The sequence below is a fragment of the Domibacillus indicus genome, from assembly GCF_000970685.1.
GTDB lineage: Bacteria > Bacillota > Bacilli > Bacillales > Domibacillaceae > Domibacillus > Domibacillus indicus.
The window spans coordinates 192704-217443 of sequence record NZ_LAJB01000007.1 but is presented as its reverse complement, the minus strand read 5'-3'; the positions used below and the strand labels follow the sequence as shown (position 1 = coordinate 217443).

The following is a 24740-nucleotide window of genomic DNA, read 5'->3' as shown; positions in this document are numbered from 1 at the left end:
ACAATGGGGAAAATTGCATTTGTATTTCCGGGGCAGGGCTCCCAAGCAGTTGGAATGGGGAAATCCCTTGCAGATCAGCATCCTTACATACGAGAAATGCTCCAAAAAGCAGATGAAAAATTGGGCTATTCTTTAACAGATATTATGTTTAACGGCCCGGAAGAAAAACTAACGCTTACATCCAATGCGCAGCCGGCACTTTTGGCAGTAAGCATGGCTGTTTTAAAGCGGTTTGAAAAAGAAGGGATTAAGCCGGACTACACTGCCGGCCACAGCCTTGGCGAATATTCCGCTCTTGCGGCAGCCGGGTCCCTTACATATGAAGAAGCCGTCCGGGCGGTTCACCAGCGCGGGAATTTGATGGAAGAAGCAGTCCCTGCCGGACAAGGTGCAATGGCAGCTGTTCTCGGTATGGACAGAGCTTTATTGGAAGAAGTTGTTTCCGGCGTTTCAAAGGAAGGGCATATTGTGGCGGCAGCGAATTTTAACTGTCCCGGGCAAATTGTCATATCCGGTTCAAAAGAGGGTGTGGAGCAAGCTTCCGGGCTGCTGAAAGAAAAGGGGGCAAAACGGGTGATTCCGCTGAACGTCAGCGGTCCGTTTCACTCGCCTTTAATGAAGCCCGCAGCTGAAAAGCTGCGCGCTGTTCTAAGAGAAGCAAACATCCACTCAAGCAGCATCCCGGTTATTGCCAATGTTGATGCACAGCCGGTTAGTGATGCAGAAGCCATTAAAGAAAACCTTGTAAAACAGCTTTATTCACCGGTTTTATGGGAAGACAGTGTGCAAAAAATGCTTGATTTAGGCGTCGACACGTTTGTTGAAATTGGTTCAGGTACTGTGTTATCCGGGCTTATTAAAAAAGTAAACCGGCGCGTTCGCACTTTTGCAATCAGCGATGAAGAATCGGCTGCAAAAGCAGCGGCTGCGATCAAGGAGGATGGACAATGAACTTAGAGGGAAAAACAGCGCTTGTCACAGGAGCATCACGGGGGATTGGAAAAGCCATTGCACTGGAGCTTGCACGCCTTGGAGCCGATGTAGCAGTTAACTATGCAGGCAGTGAGCAAAAAGCAAAAGAAACAGCTGAAGAAATTCAGGCGATGGGACGGCGCTCATTCATCGTACAGTGTGACATTGCCGACAGCGAGGCTGTTACAGCGATGGTAAAAGAAACGGTTGACCAATTTGGCCGTCTCGATATTTTAGTAAACAATGCAGGCATTACAAGAGATAACTTAATGATGCGCATGAAGGAGCAAGAATGGGATGATGTCATTAATACAAATTTAAAAGGAGTTTTCCTCTGTACAAAAGCGGTCACCCGGCAAATGATGAAACAGCGGAGCGGCCGGATTATTAATATTTCTTCTGTGGTCGGCCGAATTGGAAACGCTGGACAGGCGAACTATACGGCAGCGAAAGCAGGTGTTATTGGGTTAACAAAAGCATCTGCGCGTGAGCTTGCTGCAAGAGGAATTACGGTTAATGCAATTGCCCCTGGCTTTATTACTACTGACATGACCGATGAATTGCCGGCAGAAGCGAAAGATCAGCTGATTAGTCAAATTCCGCTGGGCACACTCGGTGACACGGCCGATATCGCCGCCGCAGCTGCATTTTTAGCAAGTGACGGGGCTAAATATATTACCGGCCAGGTGCTCGGCGTGGACGGCGGCATGGCAATGTAAGAAAAAGCGTGTTTTGCCGCTTTGAATCGTCTATAATACTTGAGGGGAGGTGAACCACAGTGGCAGATGTATTAGAACGTGTAACGAAAATTATCGTTGATCGTCTTGGTGTTGAAGAATCTCAAATCAATCTTGATGCAAAATTCAAGGAAGATCTTGGAGCCGATTCTTTAGACGTTGTTGAGCTTGTAATGGAGCTCGAAGATGAATTCGATATGGAAATTTCCGATGATGATGCGGAAAATATTACGACGGTAGGAGACGCTGTAACGTACATAAACAGCAAAAGCTAATCGTCTATTAATGGCAGATCCGATTTTTCGGATCTGCTTTTTTTATTTTTTATTCCGGCTGCGGGCTCTCCCCGGGCAAAAATCATGTCCTGCCAGGCTCTTTTTGTACGTGCTGCGGATAAACCAATGCCTGGTGCTTAATTCTCTTTGCGCTATGCATTTTTTTCGGATAAACTATTTTTGTGTGGATTTTAACATTGCGGAGGAACAATAATGAAAAAAACAAATCGGGAGCAGCGCTATTCTGAGCGGAAAAATGCAGAATTCAAAGCCTTTCAGGAAAAAATAGGAATTGTTTTCCGGAATGAATCTTTGCTAAAGCAGGCGTTTACCCATTCTTCCTATGTAAACGAGCATAGGAGAAAGCCTTATGAAGATAATGAACGTTTGGAATTTTTAGGAGATGCTGTATTGGAGCTGACTGTTTCGCAGTTTTTATATAAAACGTATCCTATTATGTCAGAGGGAGAGCTGACGAAACTTCGGGCAGCCGTTGTTTGTGAGCCATCACTGGTTACGTTTGCAAACGAACTCGAATTTGGCCGGCTTATTTTATTAGGAAAAGGCGAAGAAATGACCGGGGGAAGAATGCGGCCGGCTCTTTTAGCCGATGTTTTTGAAGCGTATATTGGCGCACTTTACCTGGATCAGGGAATGGAAGAAGTTATTCCTTTTCTTGAAAAATATGTTTTTCCGAAAATCAGTGCCGGGGCGTTCTCTCATGTAATGGATTTTAAAAGCCAGCTGCAGGAATATGTCCAGCGTGAATTAAAAGGGGCGCCATCGTATCAAATACTAGAAGAAAAAGGCCCGGCGCATAGTAAAGAGTTTATTACGGAAGTTTCATTGAATGGCACTGTACTGGGTACCGGAAGCGGCCGTTCGAAAAAAGAAGCAGAGCAGTTTGCGGCGCGCATGGCGCTTGAGCACTTAAAACAATCGAAGTAGAAGACAGGTGGATAAATATGATCCTGAAAAAGCTTGATATAGCGGGATTTAAATCATTCGCGGGAAAAGTAACCATCGACTTTATGCCGGGTGTAACAGCAGTTGTCGGGCCGAATGGGTCAGGGAAAAGCAATATTACCGAAGCAATTCGCTGGGTGTTAGGCGAACAGTCGGCTAAAAACCTGCGCGGCGGCAAAATGGAAGATGTGATTTTTTCGGGAAGTGATTCGAGAAGGCGGCTGAATGAAGCGGACGTGACCATTACGCTCGATAACCGGGACGGGGCGCTTCCGCTTGATTACAGTGAAATAAGTATCACACGCCGCGTGAATCGAAACGGCGACAGCGGGTTTTTCATTAATAAACAAAGCTGCCGCTTAAAAGATATTATTGAATTGTTTATGGATTCCGGTCTTGGCCGGGGAGCTTTTTCGATTATCGGGCAAGGGCGCGTTGATGAAATTTTAAACAGCCGTCCCGAAGAACGACGGTCTATTTTTGAAGAAGCTGCCGGAGTACTCAAATATAAAACCCGTAAGAAGCAGGCGGAATTAAAGCTCGCCGAAACAGAAGAAAACGTCAGCCGTGTCCAGGATATTTTATATGAACTGGAACAGCGGATCGAACCGCTGGAAATTCAGGCGGCTGCCGCAAAAGATTTTCTCGAGAAAAAAGCCGAGTTAAAAGAAGTGGAAGTATCAGTTTGGGCATATGATATTGCCGAGTCGCATGCAGAATGGGAAGAGCGGAAAAAAGACCGCCAGCATCAGGAACAGCAAATCTCCTATTTTAGTAAAGAGGCAGAGAATACAGAGCTGCGTATTCAGGCGCTGGAACAGGAAGTGAAGCATCTCGCCATTGAAGAAGAATCCGCGCAGCAGGGACTGATGGCTGTTATCGAATCGCTGGAGAAAATTGAGGGCAGACGGCGCTTAATGGACGAACGCCAAAAAAATGCTTCCTATAACGAGGAAAGGCTTGCTCAATCAATAAAGGCGGCAGAAGAAAAAGAAGCTCAATTAAAGCAGGCACTGGCAGAAGCCGAAAAGCTTTCCGGGGAGAAAAAGCAGGAGCTTCAACTGTTAAAAAGAAAAGCAGAAGAAAAAGAGGCCCTGCTGCATGCGCTGTCGGAAAAAAGTGCTGAAACGCTTGATTCCCTGAAATCAGATTATATTGACCATTTAAGCAAAGAAGCAGCAGCTAAGAATGAGTTGGTTGAAATTGACCGGCAGCTTGAAAGGCTGTCTGCCCGGTTTGAGCGCCTTGGCGGGCATAATGATCAGTATTTATCAGAACGGGCCGCTCTTCAGCAGGAGCAGGAACAAATCGAAAAAGCCCGCCTGGCAGCAGAGCAAAAGCTGAACGAACACACCGGCGCTTACCATGAAGCAAGGCGGGAACGGGACAGAGTAAAAGAAACTCTTGAAAAAAAACGAAACGGTTTATACAAGGCATACCAAATTCTGCAGGAAGCAGCATCCCGCCGCGATCTCTTAGCATCAATGGAAGAAGACTATTCAGGCTTCTATTCTGGTGTAAAAGAAGTTTTAAAAGAGAAAAATGGCAGCCTGCCCGGCGTGATCGGTGCGGCCGCTCAATTGATCCAGGTTCCAAAGCAATATGAGCTGGCGATTGAAACAGCCCTCGGCGGAGCCTTGCAGCACATTGTCGTCACCGATGAGGCGGCTGCCAGAAAAGCGATTGCGTTTTTAAGACAGCATAAAGCGGGACGGGCGACATTTTTGCCTTTATCGGCAATAAAAGAAAAGTCCATCCCCGAGCATACATTAGCGCTTGTCCGCCATGAAAAAGGTTTTCTCGGTACGGCCGCAGAACTAACGGACTATGATGGGCGGTATGCACGGGCAGCCCGGCATTTACTTGGAAATGTGATTATTGCGGCGTCACTTGAAGAAGCAAACCACATTGCCCGCAAAATGAATCACCGCTATCGTGTCGTTACAATTGAAGGTGATGTTGTAAATGCCGGCGGCTCGATGACCGGGGGCTCAGCTCAAAAAACGGGCGCATCACTGCTTGGCCGTAAAAATGAGCTGGAATCCTTAAAAGAGCAAGTTGAACAGATGGAACAAAAAACAGTCCAGGCGGAAAAGGAAGTGAAAGTCCTCCAGGTCCGAGCTGCAGAATGTGACCGTCTTGTCAGCCAGCTAGAGGAAAAGGGCGAGATGTACCGCCAGGGGCTTCAGGAAGCAAAAAATCAGCAGCTGGAATGGTCGTTTAATGAACAGTCTATTAATGACCGGCTTGCAGTATATGACGCAGAGAAAAGAGAATTTCAGGAAGAGAAAGCCCGTCTCGAGCAGCGCAAAGAGGAAGCGGCCCGCCTTTTAGCCGAAAAGCAGCAGGCGATTCAACTGCTGGATACGCAAATTGCTTCAATTGAAAAACAGCAAAAAACAGCTGTGTCGGAGCGGACCCAGCTGACAGAGCAGGTGCATGCCCTGCGCCCTAAAATAGCCGTACTTGAAGAACAGCTTATGTACAGTGACCAGCAGGAACAACGGCTGAGTACAGAGTGGTTGACAATTCAAGCACAATTGAAGCAGCTGAAAGAAGAGCTTTTATTCTTGAGGAGTGAACAGTCTGACAGCGGCACAACCGGCGTAACACTTGCACAGCAATCAGAAGACCAGGCTGCTGAAAAAGACCGCCTTATAAAACAAATTGCCTCGTATAAAGAAAAGAGAAACAACAAAGCAAAAAGCCTTGAGGAAGAAACGGCCTCACTGCAGGAGTCGCGCCGCCTGCTTAAAGGTTTAACAGAATCAGTGCGCGGGCATGATGTAGCCATTGCCCGGTTAGATGTAGAAATTGACACATGGCTGCAAAAGTTAAATGAACAATATGGCCTTTCATTTGAAGAAGCCAAGCGTTCCTATCCATTGCTTCATCCGGTTGAAGAATCAAGACGGCAGGTACGCTTGATTAAAAGAGCCATCGAAGAGCTCGGCGATGTAAACCTCGGGGCAATCGAGGAATACGAAACGACATTTGAACGGGTCGCGTTTCTGCGGGGCCAAAAAGAAGATCTGGAAGAAGCGAAAAACACGCTTCGAGATGTTATGAACGAAATGGACAGTGAAATGACCCGCCGGTTTTCAGAGACATTTGAGGCAATTAAAGCTGAGTTTCAGCCGGCATTTACACAGCTGTTTGGCGGAGGCCGGGCAGAATTAAAACTAACAGACCCGAAAGACATTTTAAATGCAGGTGTCGATATTTCAGCGATGCCTCCCGGGAAAAAACTGCAGCATTTAAGCCTGCTTTCAGGCGGCGAGCGTGCGCTGACAGCCATTGCCCTATTGTTTGCCATTTTACGTGTACGGCCAGTGCCGTTTTGTATCTTAGATGAAGTGGAAGCGGCGCTTGACGAAGCGAATGTCCACCGTTTCAGCCGCTATTTAAAACAATTCAGTGAACAAACACAGTTTATTGTCATTACACACCGCAAACAGACAATGGAAGAAGCTGATGCCCTGTACGGCGTTGCTATGCAGGAATCGGGAGTCACAAGTCTTGTATCAGTAAGGCTGGAGGAAGCGGCAGTCACATAACGAAAGAAAGGAAGAAATCGATGAGCTTTTTTAAGAAATTAAAAGATAAGTTTTCCGGTTCTCAGGAACAGGAGCAAACTGCTGAAAAATACACGGAAGGATTAAAAAAATCACGATCCGGTTTTTCTGAAAAAATGAACAACCTGTTTGCCCGCTACAGAAAAATAGATGAGGACTTTTTTGAAGAGCTTGAGGAAATTTTAATCGGTGCAGATGTCGGCTTTGATACCGTTATGGAACTGATTGACGAGCTGAAAATGGAAGTGAAGCGCCGGAATACAAATGAGCCGGAAGCACTCCGGGAAATTATCACGGAAAAATTTGTTGAAATTTATGCAGGGGAAGGCGAAACTTCGTCGGAGTTAAATATTCAGGACGGCCTGTCTGTTATTCTGTTTGTTGGTGTTAATGGAGTCGGAAAAACGACTACAATCGGCAAGCTTGCCCATCAATTTAAAAGTGAAGGAAAAAAAGTGATGCTGGCAGCCGGCGATACCTTCCGTGCCGGTGCAATTGAGCAGCTTGAGGTATGGGGAGAAAGAACCGGAGTAGATGTAATCAAGCAGGCGGAAGGATCAGACCCGGCCGCTGTCATGTACGATGCGGTACGTGCGGCAAAATCCCGCGGGGCGGATATTCTGCTATGTGACACAGCAGGCCGCCTGCAAAACAAAGTCAACTTAATGAACGAGCTTCAAAAAGTAAAACGTGTAATTGAGCGGGAGATCCCGGATGCTCCGCATGAAGTGCTGCTTGTTGTAGATGCCACAACCGGCCAGAATGCACTTGTGCAGGCAAAAACATTCAAAGAAGCAACAGATGTATCCGGAATCATTCTGACAAAACTGGACGGAACAGCGAAAGGCGGTATTGTTCTTGCCATTCGAAAAGAGCTCGGGGTGCCTGTGAAATTTGTCGGCCTCGGGGAGAAAATGGATGATCTGCAGCCATTTGATGCAGAAAAGTATGCCTACGGTTTATTTGCACAGGCATTTGAACAAAGAGAAGCAGAGCCTGAGGAAGAAACAGCCGAATAAAGCGGTACGATCCTGTTCTTGACAGAAAGAACACAAGGAGTTACACTGTTTTAGTGTAAAGGTTTTTCACTTAACAAAGGAGGGGCGGCCGTGCTTGAAAAAACAATGCGGATGAACTATCTGTATGACTTCTATCAGATGCTTCTAACCGACAAGCAGCGCAGCTACATGTCCCTGTACTATCTGGATGACTATTCGCTCGGTGAGATTGCCGATGAATATGAGGTGAGCCGCCAGGCGGTCTATGATAATATAAAACGCACAGAAGCAATGCTTGAAGAATATGAAGCAAAGTTAATGCTGCTAAAAAAATTCCAAGAACGCCAGGTGTTAATCAATCAGCTGAAAAAAAGAGCTGATGAAAACATGCTGACAATAATCAAGGCAATTGAGGAGCTTGAATAGGGGGGCTGCATGATGGCATTCGAAGGATTGGCCGAACGACTGCAGGGTACAATGCAGAAAATTCGCGGCAAAGGAAAAGTATCCGAAGCTGATGTGAAAGAAATGATGCGGGAAGTGCGTCTTGCTTTGCTGGAAGCAGACGTTAACTTTAAAGTCGTTAAGCAATTTGTTAAAAAAGTAAGTGAGCGTTCTGTAGGCCAGGAAGTGATGAAAAGCTTAACACCCGGCCAGCAGGTGATCAAAGTCGTTAAAGAGGAATTAACGGAGTTAATGGGCGGCGAAGAAAGCCGAATCGGCACTGCAAAGCGGCCGCCAACTGTTATTATGATGGTTGGCCTGCAGGGGGCCGGAAAAACAACAACAACCGGCAAGCTTGCGAATCTGCTGCGTAAAAAATATAACAGGAAGCCGCTTTTAGTGGCGGCTGATGTGTACCGCCCCGCGGCGATTAAACAGCTTCAAACGCTTGGAAAGCAGCTTGATATGCCTGTTTTTTCACTTGGCGACCAGGAAAGCCCGGTTGAAATTGCCAGGCAGGCAATTCAAAAAGCGAAGGACGAGCATTTGGATTATGTGCTGATTGATACAGCCGGCCGTCTTCATGTTGATGAAGAATTAATGGGTGAGCTTAAACAAATAAAAGAGCTTTCTTCGCCAGAAGAAATTTTTCTTGTTGTTGATGCAATGACCGGGCAGGATGCTGTCACAGTTGCGGAAAGCTTTAATGAGCAGCTTGGCGTAACCGGAGTCGTGCTTACGAAGCTTGACGGTGATACACGTGGCGGAGCAGCGCTTTCGATCCGCTCTGTAACCGGAAAACCGATTAAGTTCGTCGGGATGGGGGAAAAGCTGGACGCGCTTGAACAGTTTCATCCCGAACGCATGGCGTCCCGTATTCTTGGTATGGGCGATGTGCTGTCTCTTATCGAGAAAGCACAAACCAATGTAGATGAAGCAAAAGCAAAAGAGCTAGAGAAAAAAATGCGGACAATGTCTTTTACATTTGATGATTTTTTAGACCAGCTTGGCCAGGTCCGTTCAATGGGGCCGCTTGACGAGCTTTTAAAGATGCTGCCGGGTGCGAACAAAATGAAAGGCTTAAACAATGTGCAGGTTGACGAAAAACAGCTTGGCCGTGTTGAAGCAATCATTCGCTCTATGACAGCAGCAGAAAAACAGCAGCCTGAGATCATTAATTCGGGCCGCCGCAAGCGGATTGCACGTGGTTCAGGCACGACCATTCAGGAAGTAAACCGGCTGTTAAAACAGTTTGAAGACATGAAAAAAATGATGAAGCAAATGTCCGCTATGCAGCAAAAAGGAAAGAAAAAAGGCGGCATGCCCAAACTTCCTTTTATGTAATGTAAATTAGATTCAAACTGTAAAGAAAAAACACTTTACAACATTCGAACTATTTGATATGATTCTATCTTGTGTGAAACTATTTCGGAGGTGCTTATTAGCATGGCAGTAAAAATTCGTTTAAAACGTATGGGTGCAAAAAAATCCCCATTCTATCGTATTGTAGTAGCTGACGCCCGCGCGCCGCGTGACGGCCGTTCAATTGAAACAATCGGAACATATAATCCGGTTGCTCAGCCGGCAGAAGTAAAAATCAACGAAGAGCTTGCGCTTAAATGGCTTCAAGATGGTGCGAAACCATCTGACACTGTTCGCAATCTTTTCTCTAAAGAAGGCATTTTGGAAAAATTCCACAATGCAAAATACAGCAAGTAAGCTATTGCAATATAACAGTTCCCCAAAAGAGAATTCTTTTGGGGAATTGCCATTTTTGTTCCAGGTAAAGGAGCGGTGGGGATGCATGTTTTACAAACTGTATCTGTTGTTCAAGTAGTAACAGAAGCATTAAAACAAACCCGGATGGATGCATACAAACAGCAAAAGCGCCAGCTTGAACGGGAAACTGCCCAGCTTTTATTTGAAAAGAAAAAAGCGGAGCGCGGCGGTACGAAGCAAGCGGAAGCGGCAGCAAGATTTCAAATTGAAATTGACCGGCGCCATGAAAAAATATCTGTTTTAGAATTTCAAATGAGCCAGCTCGACCAGCTTCCGCTTGGAACTGAATTAAAAGAACGGGAAATCCAATCCATTGCAGAACTAAAAGTGGGGAGCCGTTTTGATGGAAAAAACGGAGGAACCATTGTAGTAAAAGATGGCATTATCATCGAAATTCGCACCGAGGGGTGAAGAAATGAGCAAGTGGTTTAATGTCGGAAAAATAGTAAATACCCATGGCCTGCGCGGAGAAGTCAAAGTGCTGTCGCAAACTGATTTTCCGGAAAAGCGGTATAAAAAGGGAAGCGAGCTTGCTGTTTTTAAGCCGGACAATAAGGATGGAACAGGAATACCAGTGACTGTGGCAGCGCACCGGACACACAAAAACTTTGATTTACTCACCTTTGAAGGGCATCCATCGATCGAGGATGTGGAGCGGTTTAAAGGAGCTGTGTTAAAGGTGCATGAAGACTACCTCGGTGATTTGGAAGAAGGAGAATTTTACTTCCATGAAATTATCGGCTGTGAGGTGCAAACCATGTCCGGCGACCCGGTCGGCAAGGTTGCTGAAGTTCTTACACCCGGTGCTAACGATGTGTGGGTTGTGAAAGGCGGCGGCAAAGAATATTACATTCCATACATTGATGATATTGTGAAGTCGGTTGATATAAATAAGAAAACAATTATCATTGAGCCGATGGAAGGTCTCTTTGAATGAAAATTGATATCTTAACGCTGTTTCCAGAAATGTTTGACGGAGTTTTTTCATCCTCTATTATGAAAAAAGCGTCAGATAAAGGCAAAGCATCTCTTCGGGCTGTCAACTTCCGGGAGTATGCGGAAGGAAAGCATAAAGTTGTCGATGATTATCCGTATGGCGGCGGTGCCGGAATGGTATTGAAGCCGCAGCCGCTTTTCGATGCGGTTGCTGATCTGACAAAAACGGCGGAAAACCCCCGCATTATTCTTATGTGTCCGCAAGGCGAGCGGTTCACACAGCAAAAAGCGGAAGAACTCGCCAGGGAAAAACATTTAATCTTTTTATGCGGCCACTATGAAGGATATGATGAACGGGTGCGCCAGCATCTGGTCACGGAAGAAATTTCAATTGGAGATTATGTGCTGACTGGCGGCGAGCTTGGAGCAATGGTAGTAACAGATAGTGTAGTCCGACTGCTGCCGGGCGTGCTTGGCAATGAGCAGTCAGCGCCCCAGGATTCGTTTTCATCCGGCCTGCTGGAGCATCCGCATTATACACGCCCTGCGGATTTCAGAGGAATGAAAGTTCCGGACGTACTTATGTCTGGAAATCATAAATACATTGAGGAATGGCGCCGTACTGAATCATTGAAAAGAACGTGGGAGCGGCGGCCGGATTTATTAGCCTCCATCGAATTAACAGAGAAAGAAAAACAGCAAATTGAGTCGTGGGAAGCAGAAAAACAAGTTGATTTAACATAAAATATATGATAGAATTTCGTAGTCAGTGTGTAAAATAACACATTGCATTAAACAATGTTCCGCTGTCGTGGTTGTGCGAATATGAGCATTCGTTAGAAGGAGAGGAAAACACAATGAACCAGCTTATTCAAGAGTTAACACAGGAGCAGCTTCGTACTGATCTTCCATCATTCCGTCCGGGAGACACAGTTCGTGTACACGTTAAAGTTGTTGAGGGTACACGTGAGCGTATTCAGGTATTTGAAGGCGTAGTAATCAAGCGTCGCGGCGGCGGCGTAAGCGAAACTTTCACTGTACGTAAGATTTCTTACGGAGTGGGTGTTGAGCGTGCATTCCCGCTTCATACACCGAAAATCGCGAAAATCGAAGTTATGCGCCGTGGTAAAGTTCGTCGTGCGAAGTTGTACTACTTGCGTAACCTACGCGGTAAAGCAGCGCGCATTAAAGAAATCAGAAACTAAGATGTTAAAAGGAGTCTGCTTGCAGGCTCCTTTTTCTTTCAGATTTTCCATTCATCATGATATGATAGATGTACTTAGAATGAAGGTGGTGCCAGCATGGCTGAAGGAAAAAATGAATTTTGGGAATGGACAAAAGCACTGTTAATTGCAGTCGGGCTTGCTGCTCTTATCCGGTATTTTATTTTCGCGCCGATTGTAGTTGATGGGCTTTCTATGATGCCGACGCTTGAAAGCGGAGACCGGATGATTGTGAACAAACTTGGTGATCCGGACCGTTTTGATATCGTCGTTTTTCATGCGCCGGAAAAAAAAGATTACATAAAACGGGTCATCGGGCTGCCAGGCGAAACAGTCGAATATAAAGATGATGTATTATATGTGAATGGTAAAGCAATAGATGAGCCATACTTGGATCAGTACAAAAGCGAAGTGACCGATGGACCTCTGACGCCGGACTTTACACTTGTCGATATAATTGGACAGGAAACAGTGCCAGAAGGAGAGATTTTTGTTCTCGGCGATAACCGGCGCTTTAGTAAAGACGGCCGCCACATTGGAACCATTAAAATAGATGAAATTGTTGGTGAAACCAAATTCGTCTATTGGCCGTTTGACCAGATCCATCTCGTAGACTAAACAGACTGAAAGGACTGTACAAGCTTGACAATACAATGGTTTCCCGGCCATATGGCTAAAGCAAGAAGGCAGGTAACGGAAAAATTAAAGCTCGTAGATATTATTTTTGAGCTGGTTGATGCCCGGCTGCCTTTATCGTCGCGAAATCCGATGATTGATGAAATTTTAAACCAAAAACCTCGTCTTGTTATATTAAATAAAGAGGATATGGCAGACCCGGCTGCTACTAAAAACTGGATCGCTTATTTTAAAGAGCAGGGAATTGAAGCGGTCTCTGTTAACTCCCAGGCCGGCAATGGGCTTGATAAAATTGTAAAAGCGGCAGAGCAGATTTTAAAAGAAAAATTTGACAGGATGCGCGCCCGCGGTATGAAACCACGGGCGATGAGGGCAATGATAGTCGGCATTCCAAATGTCGGAAAATCAACGCTGATTAACCGCATTGCCAAAAAAAATATTGCCAAAACCGGTAATATGCCCGGGGTGACAAAAGCACAGCAATGGATCAAAACCGCTAAAAACCTCGAATTGCTCGACACACCCGGTATTTTATGGCCGAAATTTGAAGATCCGGAGATTGGCTATAAACTGGCGCTGACCGGTGCCATTAAAGATTCTATTTTAAATTTGCAGGATGTAGCAATCTGGGGGCTGCGCTTTTTAGAAGGACAATATCCATCCAGGCTGGAGGAACGGTATGGATATCAGGAACTGCCAGATGATATGGCAGCTGTTTTTGATCAAATAGGCGAGCGGCGGGGTGCTTTATCATCGGGCGGCGGGATTGATTATGACAAAGTAACAGATATTATTATCCGTGACGTGCGTACCATGCAGTTTGGCCGGCTTACATTTGATGTCCCGCCCGAAAAAGCGTGAAGGGTTTCCTTCGCGCTTTTTGTATGAAAAAAAATGATACATAGCCGATAAAAATAGGAGGAGCGGAAAAATGAAAAAAGAAACAATCGCCCGGATAAAAGAACAGCTTCTATTGGTTACATCACTGGAAGATGAAAAACTGGCTCAGTGGGACCTGGATTCACGAAGCGGTGTTCAAGCTGCCTTAAAAGCGTGCAGGCGCCGGCTTCAAAAACAGGAGGAAGAGCGGCAGCGCCTGGATCAGATTATGTTTTTTGAACGCAAAGCGATAAGCCAGGGAAAGCAGTTAATCGCAGGCATTGATGAAGCAGGAAGAGGACCGCTTGCCGGGCCGGTTGTAGCGGCAGCCTGTATTTTACCTGAAGGATTTTTGCCAGAGGGTCTCAACGATTCAAAAAAGCTGAATGAATCCGTTCGAAATGAATTATTTAAACTAATCACTGAAAAAGCGTTTGTGGGAATAGGAATTGTCAGTGCAGAAACCATTGATCAAATTAATATTTATGAAGCAGCCAAAAAAGCGATGATTCAGGCTGTAAATGAACTGCCTGAACAGCCCGGCTATCTGCTGGTTGATGCTATGGCCCTGCCTGTTCCAATCGAGCAGGAATCAATCATTAAAGGAGATGCGAAAAGTGCTTCTATTGCTGCTGCTTCCATTGTAGCCAAGGTAACGCGTGACCGGCTGATGAAACAGTATGCAGCCCAATATCCGGGGTACGGCTTTGAAAAAAACATGGGTTATGGAACGAAAGAGCATTTAAAGGGATTGCAGGAGCATGGAGTTACACCTCAGCATCGCAAAACATTTGCGCCGGTAAAGGATATGCTGTAAGAAAAGCGGGGTGAAGACATATGGAGATCAGCCGGCAGGCGATACAACCAGCTCTAAATAAACAACCAGGGAGCGGTGGAATTGAAACAGTAAAAGAAGGACAGATTTTCACTGGAAAAGCAGTCACATTGCTGCCGGGCCAGATGGCTGAAATCGCGGTTTTCGGACAAAAAATAACGGCTCAGCTGGAAGCTCCGCTAAAAACAGGAGAACGCTATTTTTTTCAAGTAGCTTCTTTGGATAAAGGGATACGCCTTCGTGTCTTGGGCAGCAGTACACCGATGGAAGGGTCGTCTGAGCAGGCATCTGCACTGCTTGAAAAATTGCAGCTTCCTGCCTCAAAAGAAGCGGCTGCTTTTACGGCATATGCGCTTGAAAGCGGAAGATCCTTATCCAAAGGATTGATTCAAACCGTCTCCGGCTGGCTCGGAAAATCGGGGCTGGAAGATGGAATGGAAGCCATCCGCTTTATGATGAGCCGTAACCTCCCTATGAATGAACAAATTTTTCGTTCGCTCACGGCCGCCCGCTCAGCGGATTCACTGACCGATAAAATGGCCGCCTTGCAGCAAATGTTACCGGCGGGCGGTGAAGGCAAAACAGCCCTGGCCGCTATTGAACGGCTTCTTAATCCGAAGCTTTTTCAGGGAGGTGCCAGAGAAGAAAGCATAAACAGCAAAACGGTTCAGCTTGTGCATGCTCTGCAAAGCACCGGTCCAGCGGCAAGAGAAGCAGCAAACGAACTCCGCAGCATAGTAATGCCGAATGCTGCCGTCACAAAGGAGGGAACCGAGGAATTGCTCGCTGCCGTTGTTAAAAACCTTTCAACTCTTCAAAAAGAAGGAGGTCAAGGAGGCGGACCCATTCAAAAAATGAAAGAAGCCCTCATTCATTTGGCAGAACGGCCTGTTTCAGCAGGGTCAATTGCTGCGTTTAAAGAAGCGGTATCCCTGGCTGTCCCGATCCAGCACCCTAATCGCGAAGCGGTCGTGCAGCAGGCAGAAGAGCTGGCAGAAGGGCTAAAGCCAGGAAGATTCCCTGATGCAAAGGCGGTCTCGGAGCTTTTTCAAATAGCCGCTGCAGCTGCTGTGTCGGCTCCCGACCGTGCGGCAGCACGAATGTCGATACTGCTTGGAACAGATGTGTTCCCGCCGAAGGAATCACCGCCCTTTCGTGAAGCATTTCGTTTTCTTGGCGTTGACCATGAAGCAGTGCTTGCTCTAAAAGGGCCGGAAGAACCCCCGCAGACAGTCAAGCAGGAACTTATTAAACTAATGGCAGAGACAATGCCGGCTCCTGTAAGAGAAGCAGCGGAACAGCTGGTCGGACGTTTAAATGCCCAGCACATCTTATCGACTGAATCCGGACCGCTCCAGCAGCTGGTGATGCAGTCTCCTCTTCAATTCGGGGAATTTAGAGGAGATGTGACAATTAAGTGGCAGGGAAGAAAAAAACCGGATGGGAAAATTGATGCTGATTTTTGCCGTGTATTATTTTATGTAGAAATGCCGAATCTGCGAAACACTGTTATTGATATGCAGGTGCAAAACCGTATTATTCACCTTACAATTCTAGCAGAAGCTTCTCCGGCATTTTTAAAAAAAGTAAGCGGGCAGGCGGCAGATTCGTTAAAAGAAGCCTTAGAAGCAGGAGGCTACCGGCTGTCAGGCATCCAGTTCAAAGAACCAACCCGCAAGGAAGCAAAAGAAGGATTAAAGCCGCCGCTTGCCCGCATTATGGAGGATGAGGGCTATACGGAGGTGGATATCCGCATATGAGCCGGCCAAACAACCGCAGGCAGGCAGCAGCTCTCTCTTATAATCCCGATTCAGCCGGGGCGCCTGTAGTAAAAGCAAAAGGAAAAGGTCTGATTGCAGATAAAATTATTCAGTCAGCAAAAGAAAACAATATTCCTATTCAGGAGGATCCCGGTCTCGTTGAGCTGCTCGGCCAGCTTGAAATAAATGAAGCGATACCGGAAGACTTGTATCAGGCGGTTGCTGAAGTGTTTGCTTTCGTGTATCGCCTTGACAGGCACCTTGATAAATAAACATTGTAAGCGTTAAGCAGAAATTTTCCGTTCTTGAAAAAAAGAACGGATTTTTTATGTTCAAAAACTGGACATAAATTCTTTTTTTCTCTACAATGAAGTCGCAGTCTGTTTTGCAATGAGACTATGTTTTGAGATCGATAGGAGGCTGGAAGATGAATATTCATGAGTATCAAGGGAAAGAAGTTCTCAGAAGCTACGGCGTTGCCGTGCCGAATGGGAAGGTTGCCTTTTCCGTTGAGGAAGCGGTTGAAGCGGCAAAAGAACTCGGCACAGCAGTAAACGTTGTCAAAGCACAAATTCATGCGGGCGGCCGTGGAAAAGCAGGCGGAGTAAAGGTCGCAAAGAATCTTGACGAAGTACGTACATATGCAGAAGAAATTCTCGGAAAAGTTTTGGTTACACACCAGACCGGCCCGGAAGGCAAGGAAGTAAAGCGCCTTCTTATTGAAGAAGGCTGCGATATTAAAAAAGAATACTATATTGGCCTTGTATTAGACCGGGCGACTTCTCAGGTTGTTTTAATGGCCTCTGAAGAAGGCGGAACGGAAATTGAAGAAGTAGCAGCAGCAACACCCGAAAAAATCTTTAAAGAGTACATTGATCCAGTGACAGGCCTCAGCCCGTACCAGGCCCGCCGTATTGCGTTCAACATCAACATTCCAAAAGAGCTTGTCGGCCAGGCAGTGAAGTTCATGATGAGCCTTTACACGGCATTTGTCGACAAAGACTGCTCAATTGCGGAAATTAACCCGCTTGTTGTAACAGGAGACGGCAAAGTAATGGCGCTTGATGCAAAATTAAACTTTGATTCAAATGCCCTGTACCGCCATAAAGACATTTTAGAATACCGTGATCTTGAGGAAGAGGATGCAAAAGAAATTGAAGCTTCTAAATATGACCTTAGTTATATCGCGCTTGACGGCAACATCGGCTGTATGGTAAATGGTGCAGGTCTTGCAATGGCAACAATGGATATTATCAAGCATTACGGCGGCGATCCGGCTAACTTCCTTGATGTTGGCGGCGGCGCAACAGCTGAGAAAGTAACAGAAGCGTTTAAAATTATTCTTTCTGATGAAAATGTAAAAGGAATTTTTGTCAACATTTTCGGCGGAATTATGAAATGTGACGTTATTGCAACAGGTGTTGTAGAAGCTGCTAAGCAAGTGAGCTTGTCAGTACCTCTTGTTGTCCGCTTGGAAGGTACCAACGTAGATGCTGGTAAAGCAATCTTAAACGAGTCAGGCCTTGATATCGTTTCAGCAGATTCAATGGCAGATGGCGCGCAAAAAATCGTTAGTCTTGTAAAATAATCAGGATGTTGACAATAGAAAGGCAGGTATAGGCATGAGTGTATTTATTAACAAAGATACAAAGGTAATTGTTCAGGGAATTACGGGCTCGACGGCCCTTTTTCATACAAAACAAATGCTGGAGTACGGCACAAAGATCGTCGGCGGCGTTACTCCCGGTAAAGGCGGCACAGAAGTTGAAGGTGTGCCTGTATTTAATACGCTAAAAGAAGCGGTGGAAGAAACAGGAGCCAATGCATCCGTTATTTATGTTCCTGCTCCGTTTGCAGCGGATGCGATTTTGGAAGCGGTTGATGCAGAGCTGGATCTCGCTATTTGTATTACAGAGCATATTCCCGTTCTTGATATGGTAAAAGTAAAACGGTATATGCAGGGCAAGAAAACCCGCCTTGTCGGGCCTAACTGCCCGGGTGTTATTACACCGGAAGAATGCAAAATCGGCATTATGCCAGGTTATATTCATACAAAAGGCCATGTAGGCGTTGTATCACGCTCCGGAACGCTTACGTATGAAGCGGTGCATCAGCTTACTCAGGCAGGCATTGGCCAGTCTACGGCTGTCGGTATCGGCGGTGATCCGGTAAATGGAACAGACTTTATTGATGTATTAAAAGCATTTAATGAAGATCCGGAAACAAAAGCTGTTATCATGATTGGTGAAATCGGTGGAACAGCGGAGGAAGAAGCAGCCGAGTGGGTAAAAGCCAATATGACGAAGCCTGTTGTCGGCTTTATTGGCGGACGCACAGCGCCTCCAGGAAAACGCATGGGACATGCGGGAGCAATTATTTCTGGCGGTAAAGGTACAGCTGATGAAAAAATCCGTGTAATGAACGAATGCGGCATTCAAGTAGCGGAAACGCCATCTGTCATGGGTGAAACCCTGATAAAAGTTCTTGAAGAAAAAGGACTTTTGGACGAATGTAAAACACATTAATCATAAAAATAGGCGCCTGGTGAAATCAGGCGTCTCATTTTGTGTGAATAAAAGGAGAAAAAGCGTATGGATGAAACAACCAAGTGGCTGCTGAAGCTGCAATATTGCGAAAACATCACCTGGAAAGACCAATACTTATTATTAAAAAATGATCCTCACCTGACCTCGCTTTCGCGAATGTCCAGCGAAGAATATGCTCATATTACCGGAAGGTCCACTCAGCAAGCAGCCCTCATTCTGCAAAACCTCTGCTCCTTATCCACCAATCACCTGTGCACATCTCTAAGAGAGCTCTCATCAACTTTTATTCCCATTTATCATAAATTGTACCCGGATCAATTAAAGCGGCTTCCACAGCCGCCCTGGGGTTTGTTTGCGATGGGAAATATCAATTTATTGGCTGACGAAACAATGCTCGCAGTTGTTGGTTCAAGAAACGGCAGCCAGTATGGAAAAGAAGCACTTCAAGTCATTATTCCCTCTCTGGTAGAAAAGAAGGTGTCGATTGTAAGCGGGCTTGCCAGGGGAATTGATGCTTTTTCACATGAATTAGCCCTGCAGGCAGGAGGCCGGACCATTGCCGTTATTGCGGGAGGTTTCAAGCACTTTTACCCCCGGGAAAACAGAGAGCTTGCTCAGCGAATATCAAAACAAGGATTGCTGTTATCCGAATATGCACCGGATAAAAGACCCGAAAAATGGCAGTTTCCGGCTCGAAATAGAATTATAAGCGGGTTGTCTAAAGGTGTGCTTGTCGTTCAAGCAGCAAAGAAAAGCGGATCGCTGATCACTGCTGCTTTCGCCATGGAGCAAGGAATTGAGGTATTCGCCGTACCGGGACCTATCATGCATCCTCTTTCCGAAGGGGTGCATTCATTAATTGCGGATGGAGCCAAAATTGTTCACAGTGCCGATGATATTTTAGTAGAGATTAAGAAGGAATAAAAAACTTTTTTTAAAAACAGTTGCAATTTCTGTCAATATCATATAAATTTTGCAACAGAATGATTTTACAAAACGTGTCCTGTTTTGTAACATGCAGAGGATGAAAAGGAACAAGGTAAAAGAGAAACGTTTGACAAACAAGCGGTATCCGCATAATAATATGTCTAATTATTCATTTTACCTTTCGGGGGAGGCTTTGTTTTATGTCAGATTATTTAGTAATAGTGGAATCCCCGGCGAAAGCGAAAACAATTGAACGCTATCTCGGGAAGAAATACAAAGTACGGGCATCAATGGGGCATGTTCGGGATTTGCCGAAAAGTCAAATGGGTGTAGATACTGAAAACAATTATGATCCAAAGTATATTACGATTCGCGGGAAGGGACCAGTCTTAAAAGAGCTGAAAACCGCTGCGAAAAAAGCGAAGAAAGTTTATTTAGCGGCTGACCCGGATCGCGAAGGAGAAGCGATTGCCTGGCATTTAGCTCATTCATTAAATATTGATACATCTTCCGACTGCCGGGTCGTTTTTAATGAAATTACGAAAGATGCTATAAAAGAGTCTTTTAAACATCCAAGACCAATCAATATGGACTTGGTAGATGCCCAGCAGGCGCGCCGTATTTTAGACCGGCTTGTGGGCTATAACATCAGCCCGTTGCTATGGAAAAAAGTCAAAAAAGGGCTTAGTGCGGGAAGAGTACAGTCAGTCGCTCTTCGGCTGATTATTGACCGCGAAAATGAAATTAAAGCATTTGTGCCGGAAGAATACTGGACAATTGATGCGGAATTTACAAAGGGACGTGACACCTTCAGTGCTTCTTTCTACGGACTGAATGGAAAAAAAGAAAAACTGGCATCGGAAGCAGATGTTAAAAAGGTACTGGCGGCGATTAAAGGGAACCAGTTCTCGATAGAATCAGTAACTAAAAAAGAACGGCGCCGGAACCCGGCAGCGCCTTTCACAACTTCCTCCCTTCAGCAGGAAGCTGCCCGAAAATTGAATTTTCGGGCTAAAAAAACGATGATGCTTGCCCAGCAGTTATATGAAGGGATTGACCTTGGAAAAGAAGGCACGGTTGGCTTGATTACGTATATGAGAACGGATTCAACACGGGTCGCAGAAACGGCTCAGTCAGAAAGCCTGGATTATATCGTTTCTCAATACGGCAAAGACTATGCGAAAGAACTGGGACAAAAAAAAGAGCCGAAAAAAACAAATGCCCAGGACGCGCATGAGGCGATTCGGCCAACGAGCACCCTTCGTGAACCATCTGGCTTGAAGGATTTTTTATCCCGCGACCAGCTTCGGCTATATAAGCTTATCTGGGAACGATTTGTTGCCAGCCAAATGGCAGCTGCGGTAATGGATACCGTAAGCGCAGATATTGTTAATGGGGATGTGATGTTCCGGGCAACAGGATCAAAAGTGAAGTTTCAAGGCTTTATGAAAGTATATGTAGAAGGATCAGACGATGCAAAAGAAGAAAAAGATAACTTTCTGCCAAACCTTGAAAATGGCGACAAAGTACAATCAGGAGCGATCGATCCAAAGCAGCATTTTACCCAGCCGCCGCCCCGCTACACAGAAGCACGGCTTGTAAAAACACTTGAAGAATTAGGAATCGGACGTCCATCCACCTATGCGCCGACACTCGACACCATTCAAAAAAGAGGGTACGTAGCATTAGATAATAAGCGCTTTGTTCCAACTGAGCTTGGCACCATTGTTCATGAGTTAATGGTTGAATTTTTTGCGGATATTATTGATGTGGAATTTACAGTTAAAATGGAGCGGGATCTCGATAACGTAGAAGAAGGAATCAAAGAATGGGCTGCTGTTATCGATGAATTTTACAAAGGCTTCGAGGGGCATTTGGAAAAAGCAGAAAAAGAAATGGAGCAGGTTGAAATAAAAGATGAGCCTGCTGGCGAAGACTGTGAAAAATGCGGACATGAAATGGTCTTTAAAATGGGACGCTATGGAAAGTTCATGGCATGCAGCAACTTTCCTGACTGCCGGAACACAAAAGCCATTGTAAAAGAGATCGGTGTAAAATGTCCGAAATGCTCGGAAGGCAATATAATAGAAAGAAAAAGTAAAAAGCGGCGTATTTTTTATGGGTGTGACCGGTTCCCGGAATGCGATTTTCTTTCCTGGGATAAGCCGATTGAACGCCCTTGTCCAAAATGCGGCAAGCTGCTTGTAGAGAAAAAGCTTAAAAAAGGTGTACAGATTCAATGTACTGAATGTGACTACAAAGAACAGCCTCAAGCATAAAGAAAGAAGACCGCCTGAGAGGAAAGACAGCCAGGCGGTTCTTCGCTTGAAAAAAACATTTTTCTTTTTTTCTATAACGAGGTAGTGTAAAATGCTAAAAGGATATAATAGGTACGTACCTTTAAAGCAGGGGGAAATAAAATGACTCAATCAATTAATGTTATCGGAGCCGGGCTTGCGGGAAGCGAGGCCGCTTTTCAAATTGCCGAGCGCGGTCTTCAGGTTCGTTTATATGAGATGCGACCTGTCAAGCAAACGCCGGCCCACCATACAGATAAATTTGCCGAGCTGGTCTGCAGCAATTCATTGCGTGCAAATGGCCTGACAAATGCAGTCGGTGTATTAAAAGAAGAAATGCGCCGTTTAAATTCCGTAATTATCAGCTCTGCTGATGCATGTGCGGTTCCGGCTGGCGGAGCTCTCGCGGTGGACCGGCATGAATTTGCGGGACATGTAACGGAGCGGGTAAAAAACCACCCAAATGTAACAGTTATTAATGAAGAAGTAACCGAAATTCCAGAAGGGATTACCGTTATTGCGACAGGGCCATTAACAACGAGCGGCCTTGCTGAAAGAATTAAGGCACTGACAGGCGAAGAATACTTATATTTTTATGATGCAGCTGCACCAATTGTTGAGAAAGACAGCATTAATATGGACGTAGCGTATTTAAAGTCACGTTATGACAAAGGAGAAGCAGCTTATTTAAACTGCCCGATGAATGAAGAAGAATTTGACCGTTTCTATGAAGCCCTTATTTCCGCGGAAACAGTGCCTTTAAAAGAATTTGAAAAGGAAATCTTTTTCGAAGGATGCATGCCAATCGAAGTAATGGCCGGCAGAGGAAAAAAAACCATGCTGTTCGGACCGATGAAACCGGTAGGGCTTGAAGATCCGCGGACTGGAAAACGCCCATATGCAGTCGTTCAGCTTCGCCAGGACAATGCGGCCGGAACACTTTATAATATTGTAGGCTTTCAAACTCATTTAAAATGGGGACCGCAGAAAGAAGTGCTTCAGCTTATTCCAGGCCTCGAAAATGTCGAGATCGTTCGTTATGGGGTTATGCACCGAAATACCTTTATTAATTCACCGAAAGCACTGTTGCCGACATATCAGCTGAAAGATCGGCCAAACCTGTTTTTCGCCGGACAAATGACGGGGGTGGAAGGGTATGTGGAATCAGCGGCGAGCGGTTTAATGGCAGGCATTAACGCTGCCAGAATTGCCCTGGGCAAAGACCCTGTCACAGCACCGCAGGAAACGGCTATTGGCGGTATGGCCCACTATATTACTCATACTTCACCTGATAATTTTCAGCCGATGAATGCGAACTTTGGTTTGTTTCCAGCATTGCCGGTCAAAATTAAAGGGAAAAAAGAACGATATGAAGCACTTGCTGGGCGTGCTTTAGAAACAATTCAAACTTTTTCGAAAAGTTTGTAAATTTCTTGCGAAGGGCTGCTAACTTATGTTATCATTTAGTAGCCCTTTTATGAGGTGGGAAAATGTCTAAACTTTTCAAAAATTATACGGATTCGTATTTTGCTTATTTACAAATTGAAAAAAACAGCTCTGTTCACACGATAAAAAGCTATCGTGATGATCTGGAGCACTTTTTTGTGTTTATGGATGAGCAGCAGCTAAAGGATTTGAAGGATGTAACACACCAGGAAGCTCGTTTGTTTTTAACGCTGCTTCATGAAAAGAAAATGGCTCGTGCTTCTGTTTCGCGAAAAATATCTGCTCTCCGCGGGTTTTACCGCTTTTTAATGAGGGAAAACGTGGTGGAAGAAAATCCTTTCCTGCTGGTGCACCGTCCAAAAGGAGCAAAAAAACTTCCCTCTTTTTTTTATGAAGAAGAGATGCAGGAATTATTCAGCACGGTGGAGGGAACGGATGCCCTCTCTGTTCGAAATCGTGCCCTGCTTGAAGTGCTGTATGGAACCGGCATCCGGGTGAGTGAGTGTGCCGGCCTGGAATTGCCAGACCTTGACATGCGGCTTGGAGTTCTGCTTGTCCACGGAAAAGGGGGCAAAGAACGGTATGTGCCGTACGGAGGTTTTGCTGCAGAAGCGGTGGAAAGCTACTTGAAAAACAGCAGGCCTTTTTTGATGAAACAAACAGCGCACAGAAAGCTGTTTGTTAATTTCAGGGGTGCGCCTATTACAACCGGAGGCATCCGCCATGTATTAAATGGACTGATTCAAAAAGCATCGTTATCGGGAAAAATTCATCCGCATATGCTAAGGCATACATTTGCCACCCATATGTTAAATAACGGTGCGGATATGCGGACGGTGCAGGAGCTGCTGGGTCATGCCAGCCTGTCATCCACTCAAATGTACACGCACATTACGAAAGAGCACCTTCAGCATACATATCGAAACCATCATCCGCGTGCATAAAGGAGAGAAAATAGATTGGGACAATTTCATGCGACAACGATATTCGCAGTAAAGCATAATGGGTCTTCTGCTATGGCAGGGGATGGCCAGGTGACATTTGGAAACGCTGTTGTGATGAAGCATACCGCCAAAAAAGTGCGCCGCCTTTTTAATGGAAAAGTAGTGGCTGGCTTTGCGGGGTCTGTAGCAGATGCATTTACACTATTTGAGCTGTTTGAAAAAAAATTAAATGAGTACAGCGGGAATCTGCAGCGAGCGGCCGTAGAGCTTGCAAAGGAATGGCGGACCGATAAAATGCTTCGCCGCTTAGAAGCGATGCTCATTGTAATGGACAAAGACCATTTACTGCTTGTATCTGGAACCGGAGAGGTTATTGAACCAGATGACGGCATTCTGGCAATTGGGTCCGGCGGGAATTATGCTCTGTCTGCAGGACGGGCGTTAAAACAGTATGCCGTTCAATTGTCAGCAGCAGAAATTGCGGAAGCCGCACTAAAAACGGCGGCGGATATATGTGTATATACAAACCATAATATTATTGTGGAAGAACTGGGCTGAGGAGTGG

Annotated in this window: 25 protein-coding genes; all 25 read left to right on the top strand. The window is 45.6% G+C overall.

Translation table 11 applies throughout. From position 1 onward, the window contains the following. Nucleotides 1–3: 3 nt before the first annotated feature. The 25 genes from fabD (at nt 4) to hslV (ending at nt 24733) form a co-directional block, all read left to right on the top strand. Complete coding sequence (gene fabD, locus VP98_RS09210) at nt 4–951, top strand: ACP S-malonyltransferase (RefSeq protein WP_046175088.1); 948 nt, start codon at nt 4–6, stop codon at nt 949–951. After that, the gene (fabG, locus tag VP98_RS09205) at nt 948–1691 is read left to right on the top strand and encodes a 3-oxoacyl-[acyl-carrier-protein] reductase (protein ID WP_046175087.1); all 744 of its coding nucleotides are present in this window, start codon (nt 948–950) and stop codon (nt 1689–1691) included. The genes fabD and fabG overlap by 4 nt, the downstream gene beginning before the upstream one ends. A gap of 59 nt (nt 1692–1750) precedes the next feature. After that, a complete protein-coding gene (acpP, locus tag VP98_RS09200) occupies nt 1751–1984 on the top strand; it encodes an acyl carrier protein (protein WP_046175086.1) in 234 nt (77 codons plus the stop codon). A 213-nt stretch (nt 1985–2197) separates the two neighbouring features. Next, complete coding sequence (gene rnc / locus VP98_RS09195; RefSeq protein WP_046175085.1) at nt 2198–2932, top strand: ribonuclease III; 735 nt, start codon at nt 2198–2200, stop codon at nt 2930–2932. Between the two features lie 17 nt (nt 2933–2949). Beyond that, entirely contained in the window at nt 2950–6507 is a 3558-nt protein-coding gene (gene smc, locus VP98_RS09190; RefSeq protein ID WP_046175084.1) for a chromosome segregation protein SMC, read from the top strand. A 20-nt stretch (nt 6508–6527) separates the two neighbouring features. Beyond that, complete coding sequence (gene ftsY, locus VP98_RS09185; protein WP_046175083.1) at nt 6528–7544, top strand: signal recognition particle-docking protein FtsY; 1017 nt, start codon at nt 6528–6530, stop codon at nt 7542–7544. A gap of 90 nt (nt 7545–7634) precedes the next feature. After that, nucleotides 7635–7949, top strand: coding sequence for a putative DNA-binding protein (locus VP98_RS09180; RefSeq protein ID WP_046175082.1), 315 nt, complete (start codon nt 7635–7637; stop codon nt 7947–7949). 12 nt (nt 7950–7961) lie between these two features. Then, nucleotides 7962–9311, top strand: a complete 1350-nt coding sequence (gene ffh, locus VP98_RS09175) for a signal recognition particle protein (RefSeq protein WP_046175081.1) — start codon at nt 7962–7964, stop codon at nt 9309–9311. Between the two features lie 102 nt (nt 9312–9413). Next, nucleotides 9414–9686: a 30S ribosomal protein S16 gene (gene rpsP / locus VP98_RS09170; RefSeq protein ID WP_046175080.1), complete on the top strand. Its 273-nt coding sequence runs from the start codon at nt 9414–9416 to the stop codon at nt 9684–9686. An 81-nt stretch (nt 9687–9767) separates the two neighbouring features. Then, complete coding sequence (locus VP98_RS09165; RefSeq protein WP_046175079.1) at nt 9768–10157, top strand: YlqD family protein; 390 nt, start codon at nt 9768–9770, stop codon at nt 10155–10157. Between the two features lie 4 nt (nt 10158–10161). Beyond that, nucleotides 10162–10683, top strand: a complete 522-nt coding sequence (gene rimM / locus VP98_RS09160) for a ribosome maturation factor RimM (protein ID WP_046175078.1) — start codon at nt 10162–10164, stop codon at nt 10681–10683. Beyond that, nucleotides 10680–11426, top strand: coding sequence for a tRNA (guanosine(37)-N1)-methyltransferase TrmD (gene trmD / locus VP98_RS09155; protein WP_046175077.1), 747 nt, complete (start codon nt 10680–10682; stop codon nt 11424–11426). The genes rimM and trmD overlap by 4 nt, the downstream gene beginning before the upstream one ends. 113 nt (nt 11427–11539) lie before the next feature. Further along, nucleotides 11540–11887 (top strand): 50S ribosomal protein L19, encoded by a 348-nt coding sequence (gene rplS, locus VP98_RS09150; protein ID WP_046175076.1) that lies wholly within the window; start codon nt 11540–11542, stop codon nt 11885–11887. A gap of 96 nt (nt 11888–11983) precedes the next feature. Continuing rightward, complete coding sequence (lepB, locus tag VP98_RS09145) at nt 11984–12523, top strand: signal peptidase I (RefSeq protein WP_046175075.1); 540 nt, start codon at nt 11984–11986, stop codon at nt 12521–12523. 24 nt (nt 12524–12547) lie between these two features. After that, entirely contained in the window at nt 12548–13402 is an 855-nt protein-coding gene (gene ylqF / locus VP98_RS09140) for a ribosome biogenesis GTPase YlqF (RefSeq protein ID WP_046175074.1), read from the top strand. A 70-nt stretch (nt 13403–13472) separates the two neighbouring features. Further along, nucleotides 13473–14237, top strand: coding sequence for a ribonuclease HII (locus tag VP98_RS09135; RefSeq protein ID WP_046175073.1), 765 nt, complete (start codon nt 13473–13475; stop codon nt 14235–14237). 20 nt (nt 14238–14257) lie between these two features. Beyond that, nucleotides 14258–16015 (top strand): hypothetical protein, encoded by a 1758-nt coding sequence (locus VP98_RS09130; RefSeq protein WP_046175072.1) that lies wholly within the window; start codon nt 14258–14260, stop codon nt 16013–16015. Continuing rightward, complete coding sequence (locus VP98_RS09125) at nt 16012–16287, top strand: EscU/YscU/HrcU family type III secretion system export apparatus switch protein (protein ID WP_046175071.1); 276 nt, start codon at nt 16012–16014, stop codon at nt 16285–16287. The genes VP98_RS09130 and VP98_RS09125 overlap by 4 nt, the downstream gene beginning before the upstream one ends. A gap of 155 nt (nt 16288–16442) precedes the next feature. Continuing rightward, nucleotides 16443–17603 (top strand): ADP-forming succinate--CoA ligase subunit beta, encoded by a 1161-nt coding sequence (gene sucC, locus VP98_RS09120; RefSeq protein WP_046175070.1) that lies wholly within the window; start codon nt 16443–16445, stop codon nt 17601–17603. A 34-nt stretch (nt 17604–17637) separates the two neighbouring features. Continuing rightward, on the top strand, nt 17638–18540 hold the full coding sequence (gene sucD, locus VP98_RS09115; RefSeq protein ID WP_046175069.1) for a succinate--CoA ligase subunit alpha: 903 nt from the start codon (nt 17638–17640) through the stop codon (nt 18538–18540). Nucleotides 18541–18606: 66 nt separating this feature from the next. Next, the gene (gene dprA / locus VP98_RS09110; protein WP_046175068.1) at nt 18607–19485 is read left to right on the top strand and encodes a DNA-processing protein DprA; all 879 of its coding nucleotides are present in this window, start codon (nt 18607–18609) and stop codon (nt 19483–19485) included. 203 nt (nt 19486–19688) lie between these two features. Continuing rightward, a complete protein-coding gene (gene topA / locus VP98_RS09105) occupies nt 19689–21767 on the top strand; it encodes a type I DNA topoisomerase (RefSeq protein ID WP_046175067.1) in 2079 nt (692 codons plus the stop codon). Nucleotides 21768–21908: 141 nt separating this feature from the next. Next, the gene (trmFO, locus tag VP98_RS09100; RefSeq protein WP_046175066.1) at nt 21909–23213 is read left to right on the top strand and encodes an FADH(2)-oxidizing methylenetetrahydrofolate--tRNA-(uracil(54)-C(5))-methyltransferase TrmFO; all 1305 of its coding nucleotides are present in this window, start codon (nt 21909–21911) and stop codon (nt 23211–23213) included. A 62-nt stretch (nt 23214–23275) separates the two neighbouring features. Next, entirely contained in the window at nt 23276–24175 is a 900-nt protein-coding gene (gene xerC, locus VP98_RS09095; protein ID WP_046175065.1) for a tyrosine recombinase XerC, read from the top strand. Between the two features lie 15 nt (nt 24176–24190). After that, nucleotides 24191–24733, top strand: a complete 543-nt coding sequence (gene hslV, locus VP98_RS09090) for an ATP-dependent protease subunit HslV (RefSeq protein ID WP_046175064.1) — start codon at nt 24191–24193, stop codon at nt 24731–24733. Nucleotides 24734–24740 lie beyond the last annotated feature (7 nt).

Coding starts and splice junctions, on each gene's coding strand:
- VP98_RS09125 (WP_046175071.1), top strand. CDS start 16,012: ATGAGCCGGCCAAACAACCGCAGGCAGGCAGCAGCTCTCTCTTATAAT.
- xerC (WP_046175065.1), top strand. CDS start 23,276: ATGTCTAAACTTTTCAAAAATTATACGGATTCGTATTTTGCTTATTTA.
- ftsY (WP_046175083.1), top strand. CDS start 6,528: ATGAGCTTTTTTAAGAAATTAAAAGATAAGTTTTCCGGTTCTCAGGAA.
- ffh (WP_046175081.1), top strand. CDS start 7,962: ATGGCATTCGAAGGATTGGCCGAACGACTGCAGGGTACAATGCAGAAA.
- trmD (WP_046175077.1), top strand. CDS start 10,680: ATGAAAATTGATATCTTAACGCTGTTTCCAGAAATGTTTGACGGAGTT.
- topA (WP_046175067.1), top strand. CDS start 19,689: ATGTCAGATTATTTAGTAATAGTGGAATCCCCGGCGAAAGCGAAAACA.
- dprA (WP_046175068.1), top strand. CDS start 18,607: ATGGATGAAACAACCAAGTGGCTGCTGAAGCTGCAATATTGCGAAAAC.
- sucC (WP_046175070.1), top strand. CDS start 16,443: ATGAATATTCATGAGTATCAAGGGAAAGAAGTTCTCAGAAGCTACGGC.
- rpsP (WP_046175080.1), top strand. CDS start 9,414: ATGGCAGTAAAAATTCGTTTAAAACGTATGGGTGCAAAAAAATCCCCA.
- VP98_RS09135 (WP_046175073.1), top strand. CDS start 13,473: ATGAAAAAAGAAACAATCGCCCGGATAAAAGAACAGCTTCTATTGGTT.
- rnc (WP_046175085.1), top strand. CDS start 2,198: ATGAAAAAAACAAATCGGGAGCAGCGCTATTCTGAGCGGAAAAATGCA.
- VP98_RS09165 (WP_046175079.1), top strand. CDS start 9,768: ATGCATGTTTTACAAACTGTATCTGTTGTTCAAGTAGTAACAGAAGCA.
- VP98_RS09130 (WP_046175072.1), top strand. CDS start 14,258: ATGGAGATCAGCCGGCAGGCGATACAACCAGCTCTAAATAAACAACCA.
- fabG (WP_046175087.1), top strand. CDS start 948: ATGAACTTAGAGGGAAAAACAGCGCTTGTCACAGGAGCATCACGGGGG.
- smc (WP_046175084.1), top strand. CDS start 2,950: ATGATCCTGAAAAAGCTTGATATAGCGGGATTTAAATCATTCGCGGGA.
- rimM (WP_046175078.1), top strand. CDS start 10,162: ATGAGCAAGTGGTTTAATGTCGGAAAAATAGTAAATACCCATGGCCTG.
- rplS (WP_046175076.1), top strand. CDS start 11,540: ATGAACCAGCTTATTCAAGAGTTAACACAGGAGCAGCTTCGTACTGAT.
- trmFO (WP_046175066.1), top strand. CDS start 21,909: ATGACTCAATCAATTAATGTTATCGGAGCCGGGCTTGCGGGAAGCGAG.
- lepB (WP_046175075.1), top strand. CDS start 11,984: ATGGCTGAAGGAAAAAATGAATTTTGGGAATGGACAAAAGCACTGTTA.
- sucD (WP_046175069.1), top strand. CDS start 17,638: ATGAGTGTATTTATTAACAAAGATACAAAGGTAATTGTTCAGGGAATT.
- fabD (WP_046175088.1), top strand. CDS start 4: ATGGGGAAAATTGCATTTGTATTTCCGGGGCAGGGCTCCCAAGCAGTT.